Consider the following 24045-nt stretch of genomic DNA (forward strand, 5'->3'; position numbering starts at 1 on the left):
CCTCAGTCCGTGACGAACACCGTGAGCACGCCGGTGTAGCCGTACACATGGTGGCGCGCGATCTCGCCGGCCGCGAAGAAGCCGGTCAGCGGCACGTCGCCCAGCGCGTGGCGCACGATCTGCATCTCGGCACCCGGCGCGCCGAAATGCGCACCGCCGCGCCCTGAACAGCTCACATACACCGCACCCGCGATGCGGCGCGCCGGATGCGGCGCGGCCTCGGCTTCACCCGCCGCCACGGCGCATGCCGTGGCCAGCGTCTGCTCCTCGGGCTCGAGCTCTTCGCGGATCTCGGCGCAGATGCGCATCAGGTCGGCACGCGCGGCCTGGGGGCTGCGCCGGCAGAAGCTCATGCGCATACCGGCTTCGGCGGTGTCGGCGATCGCGATGCCGCGGCGCGTCGGGTCCAGGCCGATGATGTGACGCACCAGCACGTCGGCCCCCAGATCGCCGGTGCGTCGGATGCCGTCGCTGCCCGCATCCGCGAGCCCAACCAGCGTGGCGCGCACCACCTCGATCGCTTCCTGCGGCGCATCGAGCGAGATCTGCAGGTCGCTCAACAGCACGTCGAGCGCGGGCTCGCCGTCGAGGCGGAGCAGCAGGTTGCCGTCGACCTCGGTGATCTCGCGCTCGCGCGACACCGGCTGGCAGCCCTGCGTGACGCGCGACACCAGCCGCACGCCCTCGCCGAACACCACGCCCGACATCCCGCCCGAGAACACGCCGCGCGCCGCGCCGTGGCCCCGGATGTTGCCGTTGCCGCCCAGCGCGAACTGCAGCGCCCCGCGACGCCCGGACGACAGGCCGCCGAACAGGTAGCCGGTGTCGGTGCGCCCGGCCATCTCGCCGACCAGTTCGGCCAGTTCCGGCGTGCTCGGGTCGGCATGCACCAGCGCGGTGTGCGCCTCGAAGCCGCTCATCTCGGAACTGCCCAGCGGCGCCACGCCGGAGAACACGCGGTACTGGTCGCTGGGCAGCGCGCACAGCATCACGCTCAGGGCCGGCTCGTCGAAGTATTCGGCGTTGTTGGCCGCGACGCCGAAGCCCACAGTGCCCGACCAGTCGGTGATCTCGGGCAGTTCGGCCCCGAGGTGGTCGAGGATGTCCTGCGCCTCGGCCGCATAGTGGTCGGTGATGTAGAGCAGGCCCAGCGTGGGCGCGGCGGCGTAGTCGGGCAAGGCCATCTGCGCGCGCAACTGCGCCAGCGCAAGGCCCGCCGCCATCCGCCATTGCGGATGGGTGGCGTGGCCGGTGGGAAAGAGCTTCATGCGCGCGGTCCGGGATCCTGGTGGAGAGAAAAGAAAAAGAGCTCAGCCGCGCGCGCGCCGGGGCGCGGCTGCGGCGGAAGGCTTGGCCGCGCTCTTGCGCGGGGCGGTCTTCCGGCTGGCGGTCTTGGCGGCGGTGCGCGCGGCGGGCTTTGCCGCGGACTTCTGCACGGGCATCGCGCCCGGCATCTTGGCGTGGGCCGCATCCTGCATCGCCGTGCTGGCGATCTGCTGGAACTGCTGGGTCAGCGCATTCCACCACTGGAGAGGGTCGACCACCCCGGGCGCCGCGGCCGGTGCCGGCTTTGCGCCGTCGGCATCGGCGGACGACGCCAATGGCGCAGCAGCCGGTTCAGGCGCGGGCGCGGGTGCCGGCGCTTCGACCGGCTCCGCCGCCGGACGGGTGAACACCTTGGCCAGGTCTTCCATCTGCACGTTCATGCCGCGCAGCGTCGACAAGGTCATCTTCTGCACTTCGAGCGCCTGGATGGTGGCCTTCAACGCATGGCCGTTCTGCTCGAGCCAGTACTGCACCGTCTTGAGTTCCTGGATGCGCTTTTCGAGCTCTTCGACGCTGAGCGTCGGCGCCACCCAACTCGACAGGCTGGGCATGCCGTGGGCAGCGCCGCCACCGGTGGCCGTGCCGCCGGCCAAGCCCTTGAGAAAATCGAAGCCGGGAACGAACTGACTGAAGGCAAAAGGGGAATTCGCGTCGCTCATGGCTGTCTCCGGCAGTGGTGTGCGCCAGCTTACTCCACGCCGCCGGCGTGGCGTGCCAGACGCCGCGCCGCCACGGCGGCAGGTCAGTGACGGTGCGCAGGCGCGGCGGCCCCGGTGGCGGCCCCCGGGGCCACGCTGCGCACCGGCACGTTCAGCGCCAGCGAACTCTTGGCGCCCTTGGCATCCTCGAACTGCAGCGTGAGGGGCAGGGTCGCGTCCTTGACGATGGGTTGCTTCAGGTCCATCAGCATGAGGTGGTAGCCGCCCGGCTTGAGTTCGACCGTGCGATGCGCGGGCAGCTCGACGCTGGACACCCCGCGCATGCGCATGGTGTCGCCTTCCATCTTCATTTCATGGACCTCGGCCACCCCGGCGGCCGGCGTGCTGGCGCCGACCAGCTTGAGGCCTTCGTGGGCCGTGAGCTTCATGAAGGCGCCGGTGCCGCTCTGGCCGGGCACGGCGGCGCGGACCCAGGCGTCCTGCACGTCGACCGGCGCGGCGGTCTGAGCCCAGGCCGAAGCGCAGGCGGCAAAGGCCATGCAGGTCGCCGCGCGGCGAAAGGTGGTGGTGAAGGTCATGCAAAACTCCTCGAAGACAGAAAACGTCAGGGATCGAATGGGCGGCGCAGGCCTGCGGCCTGGTCCGTGTGGCGCGGCCGGCAGGTGCACGGCGCGGCCAGACAAGCTGGGGCTCAGGCGCGAAGCGGCGGGCCGCGGGCCGGCAGCGGCGCGGCGGCCAGCGCCACGCGCGTGGCCTCGAGCGATCGCACGAGGCGGCCGAGCGGCCGCACGGTCGGCCCCGGCCGCCCGGCCGCGGCCTGCGGCGGCGCGCCCCCCGGCAGGCACAGCGGGCAGTCGAGGTGGCCCGCGCCGATCTCCTGCACGCCGTCGGCCGTGTGAAGCACCATCTTCACCGCACCGACGCTGGAGCAGACCAGCTCCAGCGCCTGCGACCGCACCAGCGGCGATGCCGCGGCCACCCCGAGCGACAGCACGAAACTCCACAGCACGAAGCGGCCGAGCAGGCTGAAACGGCGGAGGCAGAGGACGTGGCGCAGGGCGGCAGGCATGGGAGCGCCGATTATGGCGCCGGCACCTGGCGCGTCACGCGGAAGCCCCGGGCCGCCAGCAGGGCCGGCAGGCCCTTGGGGCCGACCATGTGCAGCGCACCGACCGCCGCGAAAACGCGGTGCCCCTGGCCATGCACGCGCGCGATGCCGTCGGCCAGGCCGGGATTGCGGTCGTCCAGCAGGCGCTGCAGCGCACTTTCGTCGGCCGGCGTCTTCACGCAGTCGCACCATCGGCGGTAGTCGCTGAGCTTCTTCCAGTCGCTGGTCGCCCAGACGGCGGCGAGCTCGGCACCCATCGCGCGGGCCTGGCCGGACTCGAGCTCGTCGAGCGTCTCGTCGACCTGCGCGATCTCGTCGGCCTCGCTGTCACCCGTCAAGGCCCGCAGCTGCGTGCGCGCATCCTCGAGCGCGACGACCGGCTTGGCGTGGCTGCGCGCATGGAGCGCCAGAAATTGTTCGCTGCCCCACTCCGAGAACATCCCATCGTGGCGCACCGCGAGCCCTGCCAGGGTGGTGGCTTGCAGGATCGGCCGCAGGCGCCCCAGCGCATGGGCCGGCAGGCAGGCCAGCGCGATCTGCCGGTCGAGCCGGCGCTGGCGATCGGGCGTGAGGATGCGCGCCATGACAGCCGCGTCGAGCGGTTCGGTGAACACCGCCAGCGTGGCCGGGTCCGTCAGGTCGAGCTCCAGCGCGAGGATGTCGCTCTGACGCAGCGCGGCGCGCACCCGTGCGCCGGGCGACATCCAGGCCGGCTTGCCCACATGCATGGTGCCGTAGAGCCAGGAGCTGCGGCCGTCCTTCTCGAGGCGCCACAGGAAGCCACGGTCCAGCGCCGGCCCGGAGGCCTTCTGCACCGCGTCCCCGGACGGCGTGACGGTGGGCACGCAGACGGCCGGCGCGTCGGCCGCCAGCGCCGCGCCCGCCATGCCGAAGGCCAGCACGGCCGCCGCCATGCGCCGGAAAAAGCGGCCCGGGCGCGGGCATCGAAACGACAGCCAATGGCGCTGCAGGCGCATGGTCTTCCCCGTAGACAGAAGTATGGATTTGGTTACAAGGCAGCTATGCTGATCGCATGCAGAGCATATTTCACCTCGCCATCCACGTTCGCGACCTCGACGGTGCGCGCCGCTTCTACGGCGACGTGCTCGGCTGCGCCGAAGGCCGCAGCACCGAGACCTGGGTCGACTTCGATTTCTTCGGCCACCAGCTCTCGCTGCACCTGGGCGAGCCCTTCGCCACCACGCGCACCGGGCGCGTCGGCGACGCGATGGTGCCGATGCCGCACTTCGGCATCGTGCTCGAGTTGCCCGACTGGCGCGCGCTCGCCGAACGCCTCGAGGCCGCCGGCACCGACTTCGTGCTGAAGCCGCAGGTGCGCTTCGAAGGCCAACCCGGCGAACAATGGACCATGTTCTTCTGCGACCCCTTCGGCAACCCGATCGAGGTCAAGGGCTTCCGCTCCTTCGCCGCGCTCTACGACAAGTAGCCGTGGCGCCCGAGACGACGATTCGCGACCTCGCCTCGCCGGCGCTGGAGAAATGAACCCATGAACGCACGCACGCACATGGCCTGGATGTCGGTCCTGATGGGACTGACAGGCGCCGCGCATGCGGTGCAGGACTGCGAGCTCAACGGCGAGCCCGTGAATCCCGCCAATGGCTACACCACGCAGGGCAAGACCGGCCTGATGCGCTGCAAGGACCGCGACAGCGGCGAGCTGCAGCGCGAGCAGGAACTGCGCAACGGCGTCTTCATGGGCATCGTGCGCTACTACGACAAGGGCAAGCTGGCCAAGGAGCAGAGCGTCAACGCCAAGGGCAACCTGCACGGACGCGCACGCGAGCTCTACCCCGATGGCCAGGTGCTGCGTGAAGCCACCTACGACGACGGCCACGAACTCGGGCTGGTGCGCAGCTTCCACCCCAATGGCCAGTTGCGCCGCCTGGCCTTCTACGCCGACCCCGGCGGCGAGCGCGCGGCGGCCGAATTCACCCCCAGCGGCCAGCTCTCGGCCCTGCGCTGCGCCGATCGGCCGGTGCTGGCGCCGGCGCTCGACGACGCGCGCCTGTGCGGCTTCGTCGGGCCCCAGCCCTCGCAGGTCGAGCTGTTCGACGGCAAGGGCGGACTGCGCGCGCGGCTGTCCTTCACGACCGGCAAGCGGGTGCGCAGCGAACGTCTCTACGACAACGGCAAGCCCGAGTCGGTGGACGAACTCAGCGGCAGCCAGCGCACCGAGCGCCGCTTCTCCTCCGAAGGCATCAAGCGCTACGAACTGGTCTCGCTGATCGCCGAGCGCAGTGCGCTCAAGCAGCACGAGAGCGAGTACTCGGAGAAGGGTTCGCTGGTGCGCGAGCAGCGCTGGACGCCCGCCGGCCTGCCCCTGAGCGACGACAGCTACTACCTCAACAGCCAGCCGCGCAGCAAGACCGTCTACAGCGGCGAGGGCCTGGCGCGCGTCGCCGACATCACCGAGTTCCACGACAACGGCCAGCGCGCCGCGCAGGGCCGTTTCGGCGCCCCCGCGCCGCGCGGGCGTCTGATCGCGGTGGGCCTGCACCGACGCTTCGATCTGCAGGGCCGGCTGATCAGCGAATCCAACTACGACGACAAGGGGCGCGTCACGCGCGAGCGCACCTGGGACGCCAACGGCCTGCCCGACCGCGACGACGAGGTCTTCGAGGACGGCTCGCGCAAGGCCTACGCCAAGTAGCCCTGGCGGCTCGGCGCGGGCCGACGTCGGATCAATCCAGCTTGACGCCCGCGGCCTGGATCACCGGGCCCCAGCGTTTGGCTTCCGCCCGCGCCAGGCCGAAGAACTGCTCGGGCGTGCCGGGCATGGCTTCCATGCCGATGTCGGCAAAGCGCTTCTGCACCGCGGCCGTGGTGAAGGCCTTGTTGAGGTCGCCGTTGAGCTTGCTCACCACGTTGGCCGGCAGGCCGGCCGGGCCCAGCAGGCCCTGGAACGCGAACACCTCGCTGTCGCGCACACCCACTTCGGCCAGCGTCGGCACGTTGGGCAGCAGCTTGCTGCGCACGCCCGAGCCGATGGCCAGCACGCGCACCTTGTGGCTCTGCATGATGGTCAGGCCCGAGGCCAGGTCCAGGAACATGCACGGCACCTGGCCGCCCATCACGTCGGCCATGGCCGGTGCCGCGCCGCGGTAGGGGATGTGCGTGATGAAGGTGCCGGTGCGGTTCTTGAACAGCTCCATCGCCAGATGGTGCGGCGAGCCGTTGCCCGGCGACGCGTAGTTCACCTTGCCGGGGTTGGCCTTCACGTAGGCCAGGAACTCCTTGAAGTCCTTGGCCGGGAAATCGGGATGCACCACCAGCGCCAGCGGGAACTTGCCGATCGCGCCGATGTAGCTGAAGTCCTTCTGCGGATTGAAGGGCAGCTTGCCGAACAGGTGCTCGTTGAAGGCCAGCACCGCGTTGTCGGCCGACAGGATGGTATAGCCGTCGGGCTTGCTCTTGGCCACCAGGTCGGCGCCGATGTTGGTGGCCGCGCCGGGGCGGTTGTCGATCACGATCTGCTGGCCCAGCGTCTGGCGCATGGCTTCGGCCAGCGTGCGCGCGATGACGTCGGTGCCGCCGCCTGCCGGGTACGGCACGACCCACTTGATGATCTGTTCGGGATAGGCCGACTGTGCGCGGGCAAAGGGTGCGGCAGCGACGGCGGCGCCCGATGCGAGCGTGGCCAGGAGGGTACGACGGTCCATGGATTCAATCTCCGTTTGTGGTTATGAGGGCAGACAGGGATGGTACGGGCAGGTCCTGCAGCGCGTGCGCCAGCGCTTCGCTGCAGCGCGCCTCGTCGCCGACCTGTTCGAACAGCAGCAGCGCGAGCCGCGCCAGGAACAGCGACTCGCGCTCAGGCCCGGCTTCGGTGATGGCGCGCGCGCAGGCGGCGTAGAGGCGGTCGCGGGCTTCGGGAGGCAGGGCAGTGCTCATGGCTGGCTTTCGGTTGGGATGGCGCACAGGGCGCGGCGCAGCGCGGCCGCGAGCGCACCGGGCGGCACGCGGCGCCAGCGCGCGGCGACATGGCCGTCGGGACGCAACAGGTAGGCAGCGCCCTCCTGCGCGCCCAGGGCCGCGAACAGCGCGGCATCGGCTTCGAGGCGGCGCAGTTGCAGCCGGCCAGCCGCGACCTGCCGTGCCTGCGCGAGTTCGGCTTCGTCGACCGGCTCGGCCACGTTCTCGGGCGCCAGCACCAGCAGCGTGAACGCCGGCAGGTTCACGTCCACGTAGCCCGGCATCGCCTCGCCCGGCAACGGGCACGCGGGCAAGGCATCGCCCGCGCTCGACAGCGCCGACGCCGCATAGCGCACCGCTTCGGTCTGACGCGGGTTCACGAGCTGCGCGATGTCGCGGTGCGCGCCGGCCAGCGACAGCGCGGCCTCGCGCATCAGGTCGAAGCCGCGCGAGGGCGGCGACATGAACTCGGTGCTGCGCATCGCGTTCTCGGCGTTGATGTGGAAGGCTTCGATGCGCTCCTGCGAGTAGCTGTCGAGCAGCGCCTCGCCCGCGAAGCCCTCCGCCACCGCCGCCAGTTTCCAGGCCAGGTTGTCGGCATCGTCGAAGCCCGAGTTGAGCCCGCGCACACCGAAGATCGGCATCGCATGGGCCGCGTTGCCCGCGAACAGGATCCGGCCATGGCGGTAGTCGGCCAGCGTCATCGCGCCCGCGCGGTAGACCGAGGACCACACGGTCTTCCACGGCAGGTGGCCTTCGCCGATGGCGTCGAGGTGGCGCTGCACGAACACGCGGATCGCCTCGGGCGTCATCGCGTCCTCGGTGCGCTGGCCGGCGCGCAGTTGGTAGTCGATGCGCCAGATGTCGTCGGGCTGGCGGTGCATCAGCACGGTCGCGCCGCGGTGCCAGGGCGGATCGAACCAGGCGCGCCGCTCGGTCGGGTAGGCGCTCGGCAGTTCGATGTCGATGATCACGTAGCGGCCCTCGTAGGCCGCGCCTTCGAGCGACAGGCCGAGCGTCTTGCGCACGAAGCTCTGGCCGCCGTCGCAGGCCGCGAGCCAGCGGCCCTGCAGCGTGTAGGCCGCGTCATGGTTGCGCACCTCGAGCGTCACGCCCTCGGCATCCTGCGCGAGCGCCGTCACCTCGGTGGCCCAGCGGATGTCGATGAGTCCGGGCTGCTGGGCATTGCGACGATGGATCGCGTCGAGCAGGCTCTGCTCGATGTCGTACTGCGCGAGGTTGACCATCGGCGGCAGTGGCTGGCGCGGGTCCTGCGGCATCTCGAAGCGGAACACCTCGTCGGTCCTGTAGAAGCTGCGCCCCACCGACCACGGCAGGCCCTTGGCCAGGAAGCCCGGCAGCGCGCCCAGCCGTTCCATGATCTGCAGGCTGCGGCGCGACACGCAGATCGCGCGGCTGCCCACGCACACCGTGTCGTCGGCCTCGATCAGCACGCTGCGCACCCCATGGTTGGCCAGCCCGAGCGCCAGCGCCATGCCGACCGGCCCGCCGCCAGCGAGCAGCACCGGATGCACGCCGGGTTCGCGGCCATCGACCAGCGCCGGCGTGCGCGGCGCGTAGCGCGTGTAGTGGAAGCTGCCGACCGAGGGCGGCAGCGTGCTTTCGTCCGCGCGCGGCGGCACGGGCCCGCTGGCGGCATCGCCGGGGCGCGCGGAGGGGGCGACAGGAGCTGCGGTGTTCATGCGACGGGATTCTCCCGATGACGCAGCCCGAGCGGTGTCGTAATCTCGTACGAGGTGCTTACCCTAGGGCGCCCTTTCCCGACTTGCAATCAATGAAGCGCTGGCGCATCCCTCCGTCCGACCTGCCGATCGCGCCCGCCGTGATCGGCGACGTGCTCGCGGGCATCGGCACGCCGGAGCTCGCGACCCATTGCCTGGCCGCCATGCAGCGCGTGCTGCCCGCGACCTTCTGCACCGTGTTCGCGGTCGGCGCCTCGGGCGCGCTGGAGGCCGTGTCCGCGGCCAGCAGCTACGGCAACACCGCCGAACGCACGGCCGCGCGCTACATCGCCGAGCGCTTCGACCGGCTCGATCCGCACATGGTCTGGCTCGCGGCCCGCGCGCGGCCGAAGCAGGCGCAGCGCTGGATCGGCCACCACCTTGGCGACGAGATCGAGGATGCGGTCTACCGCGCCGCCTGCTACAGCGACGTGGGCATCCGCGAGCGTGCGTCGGTGCTGTTGCTGCTGCCCACGGGCCAGCGCGCGGCCGTGAGCTTCTACCGCAGCCTCGCCCAGCCGGCATTCGACGCCGGCGACTTCGCGCAACTCGAAGTGCACGCCGCGCTGCTGGCCGACGCGACCGCCGCCCACGGCCGCAGCGCCGTGGTCGCCCGCGAGACCGCCGACCCCGCGCTCGCGCCGCGCCTGCTCGCGCTCAGCCAGCGCGAACGCGAGGTGATCGGGCATCTGCGGGCCGGCCGCACCGCCAAGGCAACGGCACGCGAGATGGGGATCGCGCTCACGACGGTGCGCACACATCAGTACCGGGCGTTCCGGCGGCTGGGGATCGGGTCGCTGAGGGAGCTGTTGCGCGGCGGTGGCGCCGCCGCCTGAAACTTTTCAGCCCTCGGCCACCGCCTGGCTGCGCGCCAAGGCCTGCGCCTTGAGCGCCTCCGCCGCCGCCCGCTCGCGCGCGCCCGGCGCCACGACTTCCTGGTCGATCGCGCCGAACAACGAGCGCCCGTCCGGGCCCTTCATCTCGATGCGGATGGTGTCCCCGTAGCGCATGAACTCGGTGCTGGGCTGGCCGTCTTGAATCGTCTCGATGCAGCGCTTCTCGGCGATGCAGGAATAGCCCTTGGGCCAGTCCATGCCGCCGCCCTTGCGCTCGACGCCCTTGTTGCTCACGGTGCCGCTGCCGACGATGCTGCCGGCGCGCACGTTGCGCGTCTTGGCGATGTGGGCGATCAGCTGGCCGAAGTGGAAGGTCATTTCCTCGCCCGCATCGCACAGGCCGACCTTGCGGCCGTTCCAGGTGCTCTGCAGCGGCAGGTGGACGCGGCCGTCGCGCCAGGCCTCGCCGATCTCGTCGAGCGTCACGGCGACCGGGCTGAAGGCGGTGGCCGGCTTGCTCTGGAAGAAGCCGAAGCCCTTGCCGAGTTCGGCCGGGATCAGGTTGCGCAGGCTCACGTCGTTGACCAGCATCACCAGGCGGATGCCGTCGAGCGCCTGCTCGGGCGAGGCGCCCATGCGCACGTCGCCAGTCACGACCGCGAGTTCGGCCTCGAAGTCGATGCCCATGGCTTCGCTGGGCACCACCACGTCGTCGGTCGGGCCGATGAAGTCGTCGCTGCCGCCCTGGTACATCAGCGGGTCGGTATAGAAGCTCTCGGGCACCTCGGCGTTGCGCGCCTTGCGCACCAGCTCGACGTGGTTGATGTAGGCCGATCCATCGGCCCACTGGTAGGCGCGCGGCAGCGGCGCCATGCAGCGGGCGGGGTCGAAGGGGAAGGCGTGGCGCGCGCGGCCGTTGTTGAGCTCGTCGTACAGGTCCTGCAACTGCGGGCTCAGGAAGCCCCAGTCGTCGAGCACCTGCTGCAGGCGGCTGGCGATGCCGGTGGCGTAGTGGGCGAGCGAGAGATCACGCGAGACGACGACGAGCTGGCCGTCGCGCGAGCCGTCCTTGAGGGTGGCGAGTTTCATGGTGGCGGCGAGCCCGGATGCGGCCTCGCTACTAAACTGGTGGAACGGCGGCAGTGTACCGAGGTGAACCTCCGGCGCGCCGCCCGGTCCATACCTGATGACGCTGAACGCCCTCTCCCCCGCCGCCGGCCATCTGCCGGCCGAGCGCACCGCATGGCGCACGCCGCTGCTGGTGAGCGCGGTGGTGGTGGCCGCGCACCTGGCGTTGCTGGGCGCCATTCCGCTGGGCAACACGCCGGATGCACAGGCGCCGGCCGAGCGCTTCGTCACCCGCACGATCGTGATCACGCCGCCGCCGCCGGTGGCGGAGGCGCCGAAGCCGGCGCCCACGCCGGCGCCACCGCGCGCCGCGCCCCGGCCCAAGCCGGTGAAGCCGCGTCCTGCGCCCGCACCGGCGCCCGTGCTGCAGGCGATCACGGCGGAGCCCGAACCGGCGCCGGAAGCGCCCGCTGCGGCTTCGTCGGCCGCGCCCGAGGGCGCAGCCTCCGCGGGAGACACGACGCCCCCCACGGCCAGTGCCGCACCCGAGCCGCCACCACCCCCTCCTCCTGCACCCGCCGAGGTCCCGCCGCCGCTGGCCGTTCCCGGCGCGGTCCGGCTCAAGTTCGCCGTCACCGGCCAGCAAGGCGTGGCACCGATGAGCGGCGTCTTCGGCGAGCTCAGCTGGCAGCAGGACGGCCAGGCCTACGAGGCGCGGCTGTCGCTGAGCTTCCTGTTCAAGACCCTGCGCACCCAGCAGAGCACCGGCCACATCGGGCCCGCGGGCATCACGCCCGACCGCTTCTCCGACACCCGCAAGACCGAGGTGGCCTCGCATTTCGTGCGCGACCAGGGCCAGATCGTGTTCAGCAACAACGCGCCCAGCGTGCCGTTGATGCCCGGCGCGCAGGACCGCCTGAGCGTGATCCTGCAGCTCGGCGCACTGCTCGCGGGCGACCCGGCGCGCTACCCGACCGACGGCGCGATCGCCATCCAGACCGCGGGGCCGCGCGATGCCGACATCTGGATCTTCAAGATCGGCGAGGAAGAGAACCTGCGGCTGCCCGGCGGGGATTTCGCGGCCCGCAAGCTCACGCGCAACCCGCGCTACCCGTACGACGACAAGGTCGAGCTCTGGCTGGCGCCCGCGCTGGGCTACCTGCCGGTGCGCATCCTGCTCACACAGCCCAACGGCGACTTCGCCGACATGCGTTTGCGCGAACGGCTCGCCCCGGCGGCGGCGAACTGAATCCCACAATAGCCCGACCAGAAGATCAGCGCGCCGGCCTTGAAACTGGCGCGTTAAATGCTATCTATCCTTCCATGAACGCCATCGACATCCTCACGGGATCCGCCATGAACATGCTTTACGACTCGGAGTCCTTCGTCGTCGTGCACGTGCAGCCCACCGAGGGCGAGGCACCGGTCGCGCCGCACATACCGGTGCTGGCGCGCCACGGTTTCGAGATCGTCGACAAACGCTCGGGCAAGGAGGTCTACCTCGACGGTTCCTGGGCCGAGCTGTTCCAGCAGCAGATCACCGCCTGGCAGCTCAACACGCCGACGCAGGAAGAGGTCGAGGACACGCTCGAGGGCTACGCGGAGCTCGCGCAGAACCCCGTACTGGTGCACTAAGGGCCTCAGCGTCGGCCGTAGAGCCAGCCGTACATCGGCCCGACCAGCAGCAGCACCGCCACCAGCCGGCAGACCTGGAAGGCCGTCACCACCGGCACGCCCAGCTGCAGCACCTTGGCGGTGATCGACATCTCGGCGATGCCGCCCGGCGAAGTGCCGAGGATCATCGTGGCCGGATGCAGCCCCGTGCCCCAGGCCAGCAGGAAGGCGAAACCCGCGCAGACCGCGATCAGCACCAGCGTGCCGCAGGCCACGCTCAGCAGCCAGCGTGGCGCGGTGTGCAGGAATTCCCGGCTGAAGCGCACGCCCAGGCTCACCGCGATCACCAATTGCGCCGCGTTCGACAGCCATTGCGGCACGGCCGACAGCTGCACGCCGCTCACCGTGAAACCGATCGCCACCAGCAGCGGCCCGATGAACCAGGGGTTGTTGCGGCCGGTGGCGCGCATCAGCAAGGCGCCGGCACCGGTGGCCAGCGCCAGCAGCACCAGGCCGCCCCACTGCACGTTGCGCACCGAGGGCGGGTTGATCTCCAGGCCCTGCAATCCGCTCCACTGCATCGCGAAGGGGATCGCGATGGTCACGATCACCAGCCGCAGGCTGTGCGCCGCCGCCACCAGGTCGGTGCGCGCGCCGACTTTCTCGGCCATCAGCGTCATCTCCGACGCGCCGCCGATCGCGCCTGCAAAGTAAGCGGTGGCTCTCATGGAACGCTCGGGCACATGGGGCATCCGAGGTCCGTGCCCACGCTCGAGCCAGAGGCCGAACAGCCCGCCGGCCAGCAGGGCCCAGACGATCGCCAGCGCAATCGCCCACCAGATGCCGGCCACCAGCGCGACCACGTGCGGCGTGAAATAGAGGCCCAGCGCACCGCCGATCACCCACTGGCCGCTGTTGCGCAGCACCGTGGCGCTGGCGGTCGGCGCATTGGCGATGGACGCGATCGACACGGCCAGCAGCGGGCCGATCATCCAGGGCAGGGGCGTGTGCAGCGCCAGGCAGACACCGGCGGCGGCCAGCGCGAGCAGGAGCGTGGCGGCGACGCGCAGCGGGAAACGGAAGGAAGCGGGCAAAGGTAGGCGACAGGAGATGGCGGCCAGGCACCGCAGGCCACGCGTAGTATCGCCCGATGCCTGTCCGCCTCTCCTCCGTCCGGCCTTGGGCCGTCCTCCTGGGCGCTGTCGTGGCGCTGTCCGCCTGCACCCTGCTTCCGCCCGCCGACGACGCGCCGGTGGAACGCAAGGTGGCCACGCTGCTGCCTGTCGATGCCTTGCTGCTCGGCGAGCAGCACGACGCGGCCGCGCACCATGCGATCGAACGCGAGACCGTCGAGGCCCTGGCCGCGCGCGGCCGGCTCGCGGCGCTGGCGCTGGAGATGGCCGAGGAAGGCAACGACACCGCCCATCTGCCCGCCAATGCGACCGAGGCCCAGGTGCAGACGGCCCTGCGCTGGAACGACAAGGCCTGGCCCTGGGCCGATTACGGCCCGGCGGTGATGGCGGCGGTGCGTGCCGGCGTGCCGGTGGTCGGCGCCAACCTGCCGCGCGCGCGCATGAAGGATGCGATGGCCGACGTGTCGCTCGATGCGCAGTTGGACGAGGCGGCCCGCGAGGCGCAGCGCGAGGCGGTGCGCAGCGGCCATTGCGGCCTGCTGCCCGAAACGCAGATCGGGCCCATGACGCGCATCCAGATCGCGCGCGACCGCGCGATGGCGCAGGCGGTGCTCAAGGCGCGCCAGCCCGGCAAGACGGTGCTGCTGGTCGCCGGCGCCGGCCACGTGCTGCGGCCGCTGGGCGTGCCGCAGCACCTGCCGAGCGACTTCAAGGTGACGAGCGTGCGGCTGCTGGCCTCGGCGGCCGTCGATGCGGACGGCGCCCGCGGCTACGACGCCACCTGGCGCACCCCGCCGCTGCCTGCCAAGGACTACTGCGCGGGCGTCAAGGCACCCGCGCGTCCCTGATGAAGGACCCGACTCAGGCCGCCTTGCGGATCGCGTCGGCCAGCGTGTTGACCAGCGTGTCGATGTGCGACTTTTCGACGATGTAGGGAGGCGCGATCACCACCACGTCGCCGGCCGGGCGCACCAGCGCGCCCTTGTGGAAGCAGTCGACGAAGATGTCGTAGGCGCGCTTGCCCGGCGCGCCGGCGATCGGCGCCAGTTCCACGGCCGCGGCCAGGCCCAGGCTGCGGATGCCGATCACATTGGGCAGGCCCTTGAAGGCGCTGTGGAAGGCATCGCCCAGCACCTGGCTCATCTCGCCGGCCCGCGCGAAGAGGTTCTCCTGCTGGAACAGCTCGAGCGTGGCGATGGCCGCGGCGGCCGCCACCGGATGGCCCGAGTAGGTGTAGCCGTGGAAGAACTCGACCACGTGCTCGGGCGCGTCGGTCTTCATCATCGCGTCGTACAGCTTGTCGCGGCAGATCACGCCGCCCATCGGGATCACGCCGTTGGTCACGCACTTGGCGAAGTTCAGCATGTCGGGCACCACGCCGTAGTAGTCGGCGCCGAAGTTGGTGCCCATGCGGCCGAAGCCGGTGATGACTTCGTCGAAGATCAGCAGGATGCCGTGCTTGTCGCAGATCTCGCGCAGGCGCTTGAGGTAGCCCTGCGGCGGCAGGTACCAGCCGGCCGAACCGGCCACCGGCTCGACGATGATCGCGGCCACGTTGCTCGGGTCGTGCAGCGGCAGGATGCGCTGTTCGAGTTCGAGCAGCGGGTCCTCGGCCCAGACCGGTTCCTGGTTGTGAATGTAGGCATGGTTCACCGGGTCGTGGATGAAGCGCATGTGGTCCACGCGCGGCAGGAAGGCCGAGCCGAAGACCTTGCGGTTGCCCGGAATGCCGCCCACCGACATGCCGCCGAAGCCCACGCCGTGGTAGCCCTTCTCGCGGCCGATGAACACGTTGCGGTGGCCTTCGCCACGTGCGCGGTGGTAGGCCAGCGCCACCTTCATCGAGGTGTCGGCCGCCTCGGAGCCCGAGTTGCAGAACAGCACCTTGTTGAGGTCGCCCGGGGCCAGCGCCGCGATCATCTCGGCGGCCTTGAACGCCTTGTCGTTGCTGATCTGGAAGGCGGTGGCGTAGTCGAGCGTGTCGAGCTGCTTCTTGATCGCCTCGTTGATCGGCTTACGGTTGTGGCCCGCGCCCACGCACCACAGCGAGGAGATGCCGTCGATCACCTTGCGGCCGTCGTGGGTGGTGAATTCCATGCCGTCGGCGGCCACGAAGACCCGCGGGTCCTTCTGGAAGGCGCGGTTGGGGGTGAAGGGCAACCACTGGTTGTCCATGTTGAAGTCGTTCTGAGCCATGGTCACTCCTGCTGAGGCGTGCGTGAGAAGGAAAAGCACATTCTGGCACCGCGGCGAGGCGCGGGCAGGACTGCGACAATGGCGGCCCTTATGACCTCCGCCTACATCCTGACCCTGTCCTGTCCCGACCGCACCGGCATCGTCCATGCCGTCTCGGGCTTCCTGCTGGAACGCAACGGCAACATCGAGGAAGCGGCGCAGTACTACGACGCCGGCACCGGCCTGTTCTTCATGCGCGTGCGCTTCGCCTGCAGCGACCACAGCGAGGCCGCCCTGCGCGAACAGCTGGCCGGTTTCGCCGAGGGCTTCGGCATGTCGCTGCAGCTGCACGCCGCCGCCCAGCCGATGAAGACCGTGATCCTCGTGAGCAAGGAAGGCCACTGCCTCAACGACCTGCTGTTCCGCTGGAAGAGCGGCCTGCTGGCCATCGACGTGCGCGCCATCATCTCGAACCACCGCGACTTCTACCAGCTCGCGGCCAGCTACAACGTGCCCTTCCATCACATCCCCGTCACCGCCGCCACCAAGGCGCAGGGCGAGGCGAAGCAGATGGAAATCATCGAGGCCGAAGGCGCCGAACTGGTGGTGCTCGCGCGCTACATGCAGATCCTGAGCAACGACCTGTGCGTCAAGCTCAACGGCCGCGCGATCAACATCCACCACTCCTTCCTGCCCAGCTTCAAGGGCGCCAAGCCCTACTACCAGGCGCACGACCGCGGCGTGAAGCTGATCGGCGCCACCGCCCACTACGTGACGGCCGACCTCGACGAGGGCCCGATCATCGAACAGGACGTGGCACGCGCCGACCACACCGACACCGTGGAAGACCTCACGGCCCGCGGCCGCGACACCGAGAGCCAGGTGCTGGCCCGTGCCGTCAAGTGGCACAGCGAGCACCGCGTGGTCATGAACGGCCACAAGACCGTCGTCTTCAAGTAACCCCCGGGCGCGCTTGCGTCGTAGAGTGAGGCCATGAACGCTCCCGCCACGCCCACCGAGAACGCGCAGCATGCGCGCGCCGAGCGCCAGTCGCAGACCGTGCGCGCGCTGCAGGCCCACCTGCCGGCCCATGCGCTGATCTGGCACGACGAGGACACCACGCCCTACGAGTGCGACGGCCTGACCGCCTACCGCCAGCGCCCGCTGGTGGTGGCGCTGCCCGAGACCGAGGCGCAGGTGGCGGCGGTGCTGCGCACCTGCCATGCGCTGGGCGTGCCGGTGGTGGCGCGCGGCGCGGGCACCGGCCTGTCGGGCGGCGCGATGCCGCATGCGCTGGGCGTGACCCTGTCGCTGGCCAAGTTCAACAGGATTCTCAAGATCGACCCGGTGAGCCGCACCGCGGTCGTGCAGTGCGGCGTGCGCAACCTCGCGATCAGCGAGGCCGCCGCGCCCTTCAACCTCTACTACGCGCCCGATCCCTCGAGCCAGATCGCCTGCACCATCGGCGGCAACGTGGCCGAGAACTCGGGCGGCGTGCACTGCCTCAAGTACGGCCTCACGCTGCACAACGTGCTGCGCGTGCGCGGCTTCACCGCCGAGGGCGAGCCGATCGAGTTCGGCGGCGAGGCGCTGGACTGCGCCGGCCTGGACCTGCTGGCCCTGGTGGTCGGCAGCGAAGGCATGCTGGCCGTGACCACCGAGGTCACGGTCAAGCTGGTGCCCAAGCCGCAGCTCGCGCGCTGCATCATGGCCAGCTTCGACGACGTGCGAAAGGCCGGCGACGCGGTGGCGGCCGTGATCGCCGCGGGCATCATCCCGGCCGGCCTCGAGATGATGGACAAGCCCATGACCGCCGCGGTCGAGGACTTCGTCAAGGCCGGCTACGACCTCGACGCCGCCGCGATCCTGCTGTGCGAATCCGACGGCACGCCCGAAGAGGTCGAAGAAGAAATCGGCCGCATGACCGCCGTGCTGCGCGGCTGCGGCGCCACCGCCATCTCGGTCAGCGCCAGCGAGGACGAACGCCTGAAGTTCTGGAGCGGGCGCAAGAACGCCTTCCCCGCCTCGGGCCGCATCAGCCCCGACTACATGTGCCTGGACTCGACCATCCCGCGCAAGCGGCTGGCCGACATCCTGCTGGCGATCCAGCAGATGGAGATCAAGTACAACCTGCGCTGCTGCAATGTGTTCCACGCGGGCGACGGCAACCTGCACCCGCTGGTGCTCTTCGATGCCAACGACCCCGACGAGCTGCACCGCTGCGAGCTCTTCGGTGCCGACATCCTCGAGACCAGCGTCGCGATGGGCGGCACGGTCTCGGGCGAGCACGGCGTGGGCGTCGAGAAGCTCAACAGCATGTGCGTGCAGTTCACCGCCGCCGAGAACGAACTGATGTTCGGCGTGAAGCGCGCCTTCGATCCCGCCGGCCTGCTCAATCCGGGCAAGGTGATCCCGACGCTGCAGCGCTGCGCCGAGTACGGCAAGCAGGTGGTGCGCGGCGGTCAGGCGCTGCCGCATCCCAACCTGCCGCGCTTCTAGGCACGACACGATGAAAGGCTTGCGCGGACTCGCCTGGCTGCTGGTGTTCCAGTCGATCGGCGAGGTGCTCGCGCGCGGCTTCGCCCTGCCCTTGCCCGGCCCGGTGCTGGGCCTGATGCTGCTGCTGGCCGCGCTGCGTTTTCCGCTGGTGCGCGAACCGGTGGGCGAATGCGCGGACTTCCTGCTCTCGCACCTGTCGCTGCTGTTCATCCCGGTTGGCGTGGGCGTGATGACGCACCTGGCGCTGCTGTCGCAGTACGGTGGGCGCATGCTGTTCGTGATCGTGCTGTCGACCTGGATCGGCATGGGCGTGACGGTGCTCGTGCTCTACCGCGGCAAGGGCCAGGCCCGCTGAAACGCCATGCGCTTCGTCGAACTCTGGGTCTATCTCTCCGCCTCGCCGCTGTTCGGCCTGACCGCCACGCTGGTGGTGTACCTGCTGGCGCAGGCGATCTACACACGGCTCGACAGCGCGCCCTTGGCCAACCCGGTGCTGTGGTCGGTGATCGTGCTGGCGGGCGGCCTGCTCGCGACCGGCGTCGACTACCCGCGCTATTTCGCGGGCGCGCAGTTCATTCATTTCCTGCTGGGGCCCGCGGTGGTCGCCCTGGCCTGGCCGCTGTGGCTGCGGCGCGCCGAACTGCGCGCGCGCTTCGGTCGTGTGCTGCTGGCGGCGCTGCTGGGCGGTGTGTCCGCTTCCGGCTCGGCCGTGGCACTGGGCTGGGCTGTGGGCCTGCCGCACGACGTGCTGATGTCGCTGGCGCCCAAGTCGGTCACGGCGCCGGTCGCGATGGGCATCGCCGAGAAGATCGGCGGCATCCCCGCGCTGTCGGCGGTGTTCGCGGTGCTGACCGGCCTGGTCGGTGCGCTGACGGGCAAGTACCTGTTCGATTTGCTGCACATCGCGACCACGCCCGCGGGCTGGGCTGCGCGGGGCTTCGCGCTGGGCACCACCGCCCATGGCATCGGCGCCGCACGCGCGCTGCACGTGAACGCCGATGCGGGCGCCTACGCGGGGCTGGCACTGGGCCTGCAGGTGGTGCTGGCCGCACTGCTCATGCCGCTGGTGTTCCGGCTCTTCTGAGCCGACGCACGCGGGTCAGCGGCGGTAGGGGTTGTCCGGCCGGCGGTCGTAGCGGTTCGGCACGCCGTCGCCGTCGCGGTCCCAGCGGCCACGGCTGTATTCCCAGCGCCCGCCGCGGTCGCGCCACTCGGGCGCCCGGTAGGCATAGCCGGGGCGCGCACGCATGTACCCACCCGGCACCCACACATGGCGGTGGCCACGCGCCTCGTAGTGGCCTGGCGCCCAGACATAGCCGCGGCGCGGCGGCGGCACGCGCTCGTAGCGCGGCGGTGGCGGCGGGGTGTTGATGAAGACGCCCACCGACTGGGCCTGCGCCGCGGTCGGCAGCGTGATGGCGCCGATCGGCAGCAGCACGGCAGCAAAGGTGGCGAGGGAGAGTGCAAGTTTTTTCATGGCAAGGCTTCCTTGAATCGATGGTCCGATCCTCGGTCTTCGATGTGAAGCCCGTGTAAGCGGCACACGAAATCTTGTGTCGTGCTGTGTCGCCAAGGTGCCCGCGGCTCAGGGTTTGCGATAGCGGTCGACCGCGTGCGGCGGCTTGTCAGCACGCAGGCCTGTACGAACAATCCTACCCATGGGTAGAACAAGTCAAACCACACCACACCAGCCACATCTTCCGCAGGGCACCGGCCGGCAACGCACCGCGACCGAAGCGACCGACATCCAGCGCGAACGCATCCTCGAGGCCGCGGCCGCGCTGTTCGCCGCGCAGGGCTATGCCGCCACCACGCTCGCGCAGATTGCGCGCGCGCTGGACGCGACCAAGCCCTTCGTCTACTACTATTTCCGCGACAAGCAGGAGATCTTCGAGACCCTGTCGTGGCGGCCCACGGTGGCCTGCTTCACCTCGATGGACTTCGCGCCCGACGACACCCGTCCGGCCCGCGCGAAGGTCAGCGAAGGCCTGGAGCGATTGATCCGGGCCACGCTCGATCACCACCCCTGCGCGGTCTTTCCCTACCGCGAACCCCAGGTGTACCGGCCCGAATACATCGCCGCGCAGAAGAAGCTCGCGCGCCATTTCTACAGCCGGCTGTGCGCGCTGCTCGAAGAAGGCCGGCGCGACGGCGACTTCGATTTCGGCGACACCATGGTCACGGCGCTGGCCGCCTGCAGCCTGCCCGGCTTTCTCTACACCTGGTACCGCCCGGGCGGCCGCCTGTCGCAGGACGAGACGGTGGCCGAACTCTCGCGCCTCGCCTGGCGCGTGCTGGGCATGCGCTGAGCGCCCTTGTCCCACAACCGTCGCCCTCGCATCCGGACCATAGTACGGCCATGACGAAAATCATCGAGCTGATCGGCGCCCCCACCGACATCGGCGCCAGCGTGCGCGGTGCCGGCATGGGCCCCGATGCCCTGCGGGTGGCCGACATCGCGGGCACGCTGGCGCGCATGGGCTTCGAGGTGCTCGACCGCGGCAACCTGGCCGGCCCGGCCACGCCCTGGGCTGCACCCGCGGGCGGGTTGCGCCACCTCGACGAGGCCGTGGCCTGGAACCGCGCGGTGTACGACGCGGTCGACACCGCCCTCGGCGCGGGGCGCCTGCCGCTGATGATGGGGGGCGACCACAGCCTGGCGATCGGCTCGATCAGCGCGGTCGCATGGCATGCGCGCCAGCGCGGGCAGACGCTGCGCGTGCTCTGGCTCGATGCCCACACCGACGTCAACACGCACGGCACCAGCCCCAGCGGCAACATCCATGGCATGCCGGTGGCCTGCCTGCTGGGCCAGGGGCCCGCGGCGCTGACCGGCTGGAGCGGCCAGCCGGCCGCGCTCACGCCCGACGCGATCCGCTTCCTGGGCATCCGCAGCGTCGACGCCGACGAGAAACGCGCCATCCAGGCCCAGGGCCTGACGGTGTTCGACATGCGCCACATCGACGAGCACGGCATGCGCAACACCCTGACCGAGGCGCTGCAGGACGTCGACGAGAACACCCACCTGCACGTGAGCTTCGACCTCGACTGCCTGGACCCGGCCGATGCACCCGGCGTCGGCACCGGCGTGCGCGGCGGTCCCACCTACCGCGAGATGCAGCTGTGCATGGAGATGCTCGCCGACACCGGCCGGCTCGGCTCGCTGGACGTGGTGGAGCTCAATCCCGCGCTCGACGTGCGCAACCGCACCGCCGAGGTGGCGGTCGAACTGATCGCCAGCCTGCTGGGCCAGTCGACGCTGGCCCGCTGAGGCGAAAGCGCTGCTTCAGGCGACCTTCCTACGCACGGAAGTGAAGACAAGGAAGTCCCTGCAGCGCGCTGGCGCGTACAGTGGGCCTTTCCCCGCCGACCAGAGACATGCCCCTTACCGCGATGCATCCCCCTGACGACACCGCTCCCGCCTCCGCGAGCCCGCTGCGTGTGCTCGTCGTCGAGGACGATCCCGCCACCTTGGACGCCACCGTCGAAATGCTCCAGTTGCTCGGCCATTGGGTGGCCGGGGTCAAGAGCGCCGAGGTGGCGCGCGACCGCTTCATCGACGGCGCCTTCGACGTGCTCATGACCGACGTCGGCCTGCCGGCTCTGTCGGGCCTGGACCTGGTCGACATCCTGCAGGTGCAGAACAAGCTGCAGGTGATCTTCGCCACCGGTCAGCCCAAGCCGGCCCGTCCGGTGCCGGGAACGGTCTGGCTGCAGAAACCCTTCAGCGTCGAGGCCCTGGAGGCCGCCCTGAGGGGCATCGAAAAGGCGCAGGACTGAATCCGGCTCAGCCGCGCTCGCCCGAGGGCTCGACCGGCAGGGTCTGCGGCGGCGGACTCAGGGGCGTGGCCGACGGCACGAGCTGCGGCGTCACCGGCATGGTGACGGCCGACCCGGTCTGCGGCTGCAGCTTCTCTTCGGGAATGTCGGCCACCAGGTAGCGGTCGAGCAGCGCATAGAAGCGATCGTAGAAGCGCTCGTCGGTCAGCGTCTCGCTGGCCACCTTGATCATCGCGTCGTCGCCCGACGAGAAGGGCAGCGACAGCGAGCCGATCACGCCCACGCCCACGCTGGCGGCGTTGTTGGTCTTCTTCATGCCGTAGCGGTCCTGCAGCGCCGTGACGAAGGCGATGGTCTTGCGCGGACCGCTCTTGGCGGCCTCGTCGCGTGCGCACACCACACGGAATTCGACCTCGACATGCACTTCGTTGGCCGGCTGGAAGCTCTTGCGCCCGGTCACCAGGTCGGCGTTGGCGGCCGTCACCAGGTAGCCCTGGCTCAGCAGCGCGCGCCGCGCCGCCTCGCAGGTCTGGCCCTCGGTGGCGGCGTAGCTGCGCGCATGGGTGGTGGTCGAGTCGAACTCCTCGGGGTCGTAGACCACGCGGCGGTTCGCACCGCCGGCGCAGCCCGCGAGGACCAGAACGAGGAGCGCCGCGGCGGCGCAGCGGGAAGAAAGGGGCAGGGATTGGAGCGACATCGGCATGGAATGCTACCCGGCGGAGGCCGGCGCCTGATCGGAGCCCTTCAGCTGCCCTTCAGTTCCCGGCCACCGGGCGCACCCTCGCCCATCCGCCCGACCCGCCCGGCTCGGCTCAGGGACGGCTCAAGGGTAGAGGCCGCGTTCCTGGCGCGCCATCAGGATCCGCTCGCAGGCCACCGCGTAGGTGGCGGTGCGCAAGGAGATCTTGTGCTTGTCCGCGGTGTCCCAGATCTGGTGCAGCGCATTCATCATGATGCGGTCGAGCCGCACGTTGATCTCGTCCTCGTCCCAGAAGAAGGAAGAGAAGTCCTGCACCCACTCGAAGTAGCTGACCGTCACGCCGCCGGCGTTGCAGATCACGTCGGGCACCACCAGCACGCCGCGCTCGGCCAGGATGTCGTCGGCCTCGGGCACGGTCGGGCCGTTGGCGCCTTCGAGCACCAGCCGCGCCGCGGTCTTGCGCGCGCGCTCGGCCGTGATCTGGCCTTCGAGCGCGGCCGGGATCAGGATGTCGCAGGGCACGTCCCAGAACTGTTCGTTCGGGATCTTGTCTCCGCCCTCGAAACCGGCGGCGCCCGCCGGGGTGCGCGAGATCGGAATCAGCGTGTTCAGGTCGAGGCCGTCCGGGTTGACGATGGTGCCGGTGTGGTCCTGCACCGCCACCACCTTGGCGCCGGCCTCGACGAACAGCTCGGCCGCGACCGACCCCACGTTGCCGAAGCCCTGCACCGCGATGCGTGCACCGCGCAGGTCCAGGCCCAGGCGGCGCGCCGCCTCGCGGCCGGTGACGAACACGCCGCGGCCGGTGGCCTTGACGCGGCCCAGCGAGCCGCCCAGGTGCAGCGGCTTGCCGGTGACGACGCCGGTGGACGTGCCGCCGGTGTTCATCGAGTAGGTGTCCATCATCCAGGCCATGATCTGGCCGTTGGTGTTGACGTCGGGCGCGGGGATGTCGGTGTGCGGGCCGATGATGATGCCGATCTCGCTGGTGTAGCGGCGCGTGATCTTCTCCAGCTCCTTCTGCGACAGCTTCTTCGGGTCGACCCGGATGCCGCCCTTGGCGCCGCCGTAGGGCAGGTTCACCGCGGCGGTCTTGACCGTCATCCAGGCCGACAGCGCCATCACCTCTTCCAGCGTGACGTCGGGGTGGAAGCGCACGCCGCCCTTGCCCGGGCCGCGGCTCATGTTGTGCTGCACCCGGTAGCCCTCGTAGTGCGCGATGCGCCCGTCGTCCATCTCGATCGGCACGTCGACGATCAGCGCGCGCTTCGGACGCTTGAGCGTCTCGGCCCAGCGTGCGAGGTCGCCGAGGTAGGGAATCACGCGATCGACCTGCTGCAGGTAGGTGCCCCAGGGGCTGTTGGCGGTCGGATTGACGAAGGAGAGCTTTTCACTCATGGGTGGCCTCGGTTGTGACGATGGCCGTCACGATAGTCCTGCAACGCCATCCGCGCCATGGCCTATGCGCGCCG

Annotated in this window: 27 protein-coding genes; 13 read left to right on the forward strand and 14 right to left on the reverse strand. The window is 70.3% G+C overall.

Annotated features, from left to right (window positions below):
- Positions 1–2 precede the first annotated feature (2 nt).
- The 5 genes from K0H49_RS09205 to K0H49_RS09225 form a co-directional block, all read right to left on the reverse strand.
- Positions 3–1268, reverse strand: coding sequence for an FIST signal transduction protein (locus K0H49_RS09205; RefSeq protein ID WP_219211370.1), 1266 nt, complete (start codon positions 1266–1268; stop codon positions 3–5).
- 42 nt (positions 1269–1310) lie between these two features.
- On the reverse strand, positions 1311–1985 hold the full coding sequence (locus K0H49_RS09210; RefSeq protein WP_219211371.1) for a PhaM family polyhydroxyalkanoate granule multifunctional regulatory protein: 675 nt from the start codon (positions 1983–1985) through the stop codon (positions 1311–1313).
- An 83-nt stretch (positions 1986–2068) separates the two neighbouring features.
- Entirely contained in the window at positions 2069–2563 is a 495-nt protein-coding gene (locus K0H49_RS09215) for a copper chaperone PCu(A)C (RefSeq protein ID WP_219211374.1), read from the reverse strand.
- Between the two features lie 113 nt (positions 2564–2676).
- Positions 2677–3054, reverse strand: a complete 378-nt coding sequence (locus tag K0H49_RS09220; protein ID WP_219211377.1) for a hypothetical protein — start codon at positions 3052–3054, stop codon at positions 2677–2679.
- A gap of 11 nt (positions 3055–3065) precedes the next feature.
- A complete protein-coding gene (locus K0H49_RS09225; protein ID WP_219211379.1) occupies positions 3066–4007 on the reverse strand; it encodes a TraB/GumN family protein in 942 nt (313 codons plus the stop codon).
- A gap of 119 nt (positions 4008–4126) precedes the next feature.
- Between K0H49_RS09225 and K0H49_RS09230 the strand changes: the two genes are divergently transcribed.
- Together K0H49_RS09230 and K0H49_RS09235 are read left to right on the forward strand one after the other, a co-directional pair.
- Positions 4127–4540, forward strand: a complete 414-nt coding sequence (locus K0H49_RS09230; protein ID WP_219211381.1) for a VOC family protein — start codon at positions 4127–4129, stop codon at positions 4538–4540.
- 60 nt (positions 4541–4600) lie between these two features.
- Positions 4601–5764, forward strand: coding sequence for a toxin-antitoxin system YwqK family antitoxin (locus K0H49_RS09235; RefSeq protein ID WP_219211382.1), 1164 nt, complete (start codon positions 4601–4603; stop codon positions 5762–5764).
- A 31-nt stretch (positions 5765–5795) separates the two neighbouring features.
- Here the strand turns inward: K0H49_RS09235 and K0H49_RS09240 are convergent, their stop codons facing one another.
- Genes K0H49_RS09240 through K0H49_RS09250 form a run of 3 tightly spaced genes read right to left on the reverse strand, consistent with a single transcriptional unit; the run spans position 5796 to position 8729 of the window.
- Positions 5796–6773, reverse strand: a complete 978-nt coding sequence (locus K0H49_RS09240; protein WP_219211384.1) for a Bug family tripartite tricarboxylate transporter substrate binding protein — start codon at positions 6771–6773, stop codon at positions 5796–5798.
- A 4-nt stretch (positions 6774–6777) separates the two neighbouring features.
- The gene (locus K0H49_RS09245; protein ID WP_219211386.1) at positions 6778–7005 is read right to left on the reverse strand and encodes a hypothetical protein; all 228 of its coding nucleotides are present in this window, start codon (positions 7003–7005) and stop codon (positions 6778–6780) included.
- Positions 7002–8729, reverse strand: a complete 1728-nt coding sequence (locus tag K0H49_RS09250) for an FAD-dependent monooxygenase (protein ID WP_219211387.1) — start codon at positions 8727–8729, stop codon at positions 7002–7004. Before K0H49_RS09250 ends, K0H49_RS09245 begins: the two co-directional genes overlap by 4 nt.
- 92 nt (positions 8730–8821) lie before the next feature.
- Here K0H49_RS09250 and K0H49_RS09255 point away from each other — a divergent pair, with 92 nt between their 5' ends.
- On the forward strand, positions 8822–9604 hold the full coding sequence (locus K0H49_RS09255; RefSeq protein ID WP_219211400.1) for a helix-turn-helix transcriptional regulator: 783 nt from the start codon (positions 8822–8824) through the stop codon (positions 9602–9604).
- 6 nt (positions 9605–9610) lie between these two features.
- Here the strand turns inward: K0H49_RS09255 and K0H49_RS09260 are convergent, their stop codons facing one another.
- Positions 9611–10693 carry a fumarylacetoacetate hydrolase family protein gene (locus tag K0H49_RS09260; protein WP_257624640.1) on the reverse strand — a complete coding sequence of 361 codons (1083 nt, stop codon included), beginning with the start codon at positions 10691–10693 and terminating at the stop codon, positions 9611–9613.
- 97 nt (positions 10694–10790) lie between these two features.
- Here K0H49_RS09260 and K0H49_RS09265 point away from each other — a divergent pair, with 97 nt between their 5' ends.
- Both K0H49_RS09265 and K0H49_RS09270 read left to right on the forward strand, forming a co-directional pair.
- Complete coding sequence (locus K0H49_RS09265; protein ID WP_219211402.1) at positions 10791–11921, forward strand: DUF3108 domain-containing protein; 1131 nt, start codon at positions 10791–10793, stop codon at positions 11919–11921.
- Positions 11922–12028: 107 nt separating this feature from the next.
- On the forward strand, positions 12029–12307 hold the full coding sequence (locus tag K0H49_RS09270) for a BTH_I0359 family protein (protein ID WP_219213168.1): 279 nt from the start codon (positions 12029–12031) through the stop codon (positions 12305–12307).
- 5 nt (positions 12308–12312) lie between these two features.
- On the opposite strand, the gene K0H49_RS09275 is transcribed toward K0H49_RS09270, so the two are convergent.
- Positions 12313–13380, reverse strand: a complete 1068-nt coding sequence (locus K0H49_RS09275) for an AbrB family transcriptional regulator (protein WP_219211404.1) — start codon at positions 13378–13380, stop codon at positions 12313–12315.
- Positions 13381–13436: 56 nt separating this feature from the next.
- Here K0H49_RS09275 and K0H49_RS09280 point away from each other — a divergent pair, with 56 nt between their 5' ends.
- Positions 13437–14267 carry a ChaN family lipoprotein gene (locus K0H49_RS09280; RefSeq protein ID WP_219211406.1) on the forward strand — a complete coding sequence of 277 codons (831 nt, stop codon included), beginning with the start codon at positions 13437–13439 and terminating at the stop codon, positions 14265–14267.
- A gap of 13 nt (positions 14268–14280) precedes the next feature.
- Here K0H49_RS09280 and K0H49_RS09285 read toward each other — a convergent pair whose 3' ends face one another.
- Positions 14281–15615 carry an aminotransferase class III-fold pyridoxal phosphate-dependent enzyme gene (locus K0H49_RS09285; protein ID WP_219211408.1) on the reverse strand — a complete coding sequence of 445 codons (1335 nt, stop codon included), beginning with the start codon at positions 15613–15615 and terminating at the stop codon, positions 14281–14283.
- Between the two features lie 90 nt (positions 15616–15705).
- Between K0H49_RS09285 and purU the strand changes: the two genes are divergently transcribed.
- From purU to K0H49_RS09305, 4 genes are read left to right on the forward strand one after another with little or no spacing between them, the layout of a single operon-like run.
- A complete protein-coding gene (gene purU / locus K0H49_RS09290) occupies positions 15706–16554 on the forward strand; it encodes a formyltetrahydrofolate deformylase (protein WP_183024443.1) in 849 nt (282 codons plus the stop codon).
- 33 nt (positions 16555–16587) lie between these two features.
- The gene (locus tag K0H49_RS09295; protein ID WP_219211410.1) at positions 16588–18093 is read left to right on the forward strand and encodes an FAD-linked oxidase C-terminal domain-containing protein; all 1506 of its coding nucleotides are present in this window, start codon (positions 16588–16590) and stop codon (positions 18091–18093) included.
- A gap of 10 nt (positions 18094–18103) precedes the next feature.
- Positions 18104–18448: a CidA/LrgA family protein gene (locus K0H49_RS09300; RefSeq protein ID WP_219211413.1), complete on the forward strand. Its 345-nt coding sequence runs from the start codon at positions 18104–18106 to the stop codon at positions 18446–18448.
- Between the two features lie 6 nt (positions 18449–18454).
- Positions 18455–19177 (forward strand): LrgB family protein, encoded by a 723-nt coding sequence (locus K0H49_RS09305; RefSeq protein ID WP_219211414.1) that lies wholly within the window; start codon positions 18455–18457, stop codon positions 19175–19177.
- Between the two features lie 15 nt (positions 19178–19192).
- On the opposite strand, the gene K0H49_RS09310 is transcribed toward K0H49_RS09305, so the two are convergent.
- Positions 19193–19570, reverse strand: a complete 378-nt coding sequence (locus K0H49_RS09310) for a YXWGXW repeat-containing protein (protein WP_219211416.1) — start codon at positions 19568–19570, stop codon at positions 19193–19195.
- A gap of 181 nt (positions 19571–19751) precedes the next feature.
- Here K0H49_RS09310 and K0H49_RS09315 point away from each other — a divergent pair, with 181 nt between their 5' ends.
- The 3 genes from K0H49_RS09315 to K0H49_RS09325 all read left to right on the forward strand — a co-directional run bounded on the left by K0H49_RS09315 (position 19752) and on the right by K0H49_RS09325 (position 21873).
- Positions 19752–20402: a TetR/AcrR family transcriptional regulator gene (locus tag K0H49_RS09315; RefSeq protein WP_219211418.1), complete on the forward strand. Its 651-nt coding sequence runs from the start codon at positions 19752–19754 to the stop codon at positions 20400–20402.
- Positions 20403–20452: 50 nt separating this feature from the next.
- Entirely contained in the window at positions 20453–21364 is a 912-nt protein-coding gene (gene rocF, locus K0H49_RS09320; RefSeq protein ID WP_219211419.1) for an arginase, read from the forward strand.
- A 122-nt stretch (positions 21365–21486) separates the two neighbouring features.
- Positions 21487–21873 carry a response regulator gene (locus K0H49_RS09325; protein ID WP_219211421.1) on the forward strand — a complete coding sequence of 129 codons (387 nt, stop codon included), beginning with the start codon at positions 21487–21489 and terminating at the stop codon, positions 21871–21873.
- Between the two features lie 7 nt (positions 21874–21880).
- On the opposite strand, the gene K0H49_RS09330 is transcribed toward K0H49_RS09325, so the two are convergent.
- Together K0H49_RS09330 and K0H49_RS09335 are read right to left on the reverse strand one after the other, a co-directional pair.
- Positions 21881–22570: a DUF2242 domain-containing protein gene (locus tag K0H49_RS09330; protein ID WP_257624641.1), complete on the reverse strand. Its 690-nt coding sequence runs from the start codon at positions 22568–22570 to the stop codon at positions 21881–21883.
- 126 nt (positions 22571–22696) lie between these two features.
- A complete protein-coding gene (locus tag K0H49_RS09335; protein WP_219211425.1) occupies positions 22697–23971 on the reverse strand; it encodes a Glu/Leu/Phe/Val family dehydrogenase in 1275 nt (424 codons plus the stop codon).
- Positions 23972–24045: the final 74 nt, after the last annotated feature.

Source organism: Variovorax boronicumulans (assembly GCF_019352895.1).
In the GTDB taxonomy this organism is placed as follows: Bacteria; Pseudomonadota; Gammaproteobacteria; order Burkholderiales; family Burkholderiaceae_C; genus Variovorax; species Variovorax boronicumulans_A.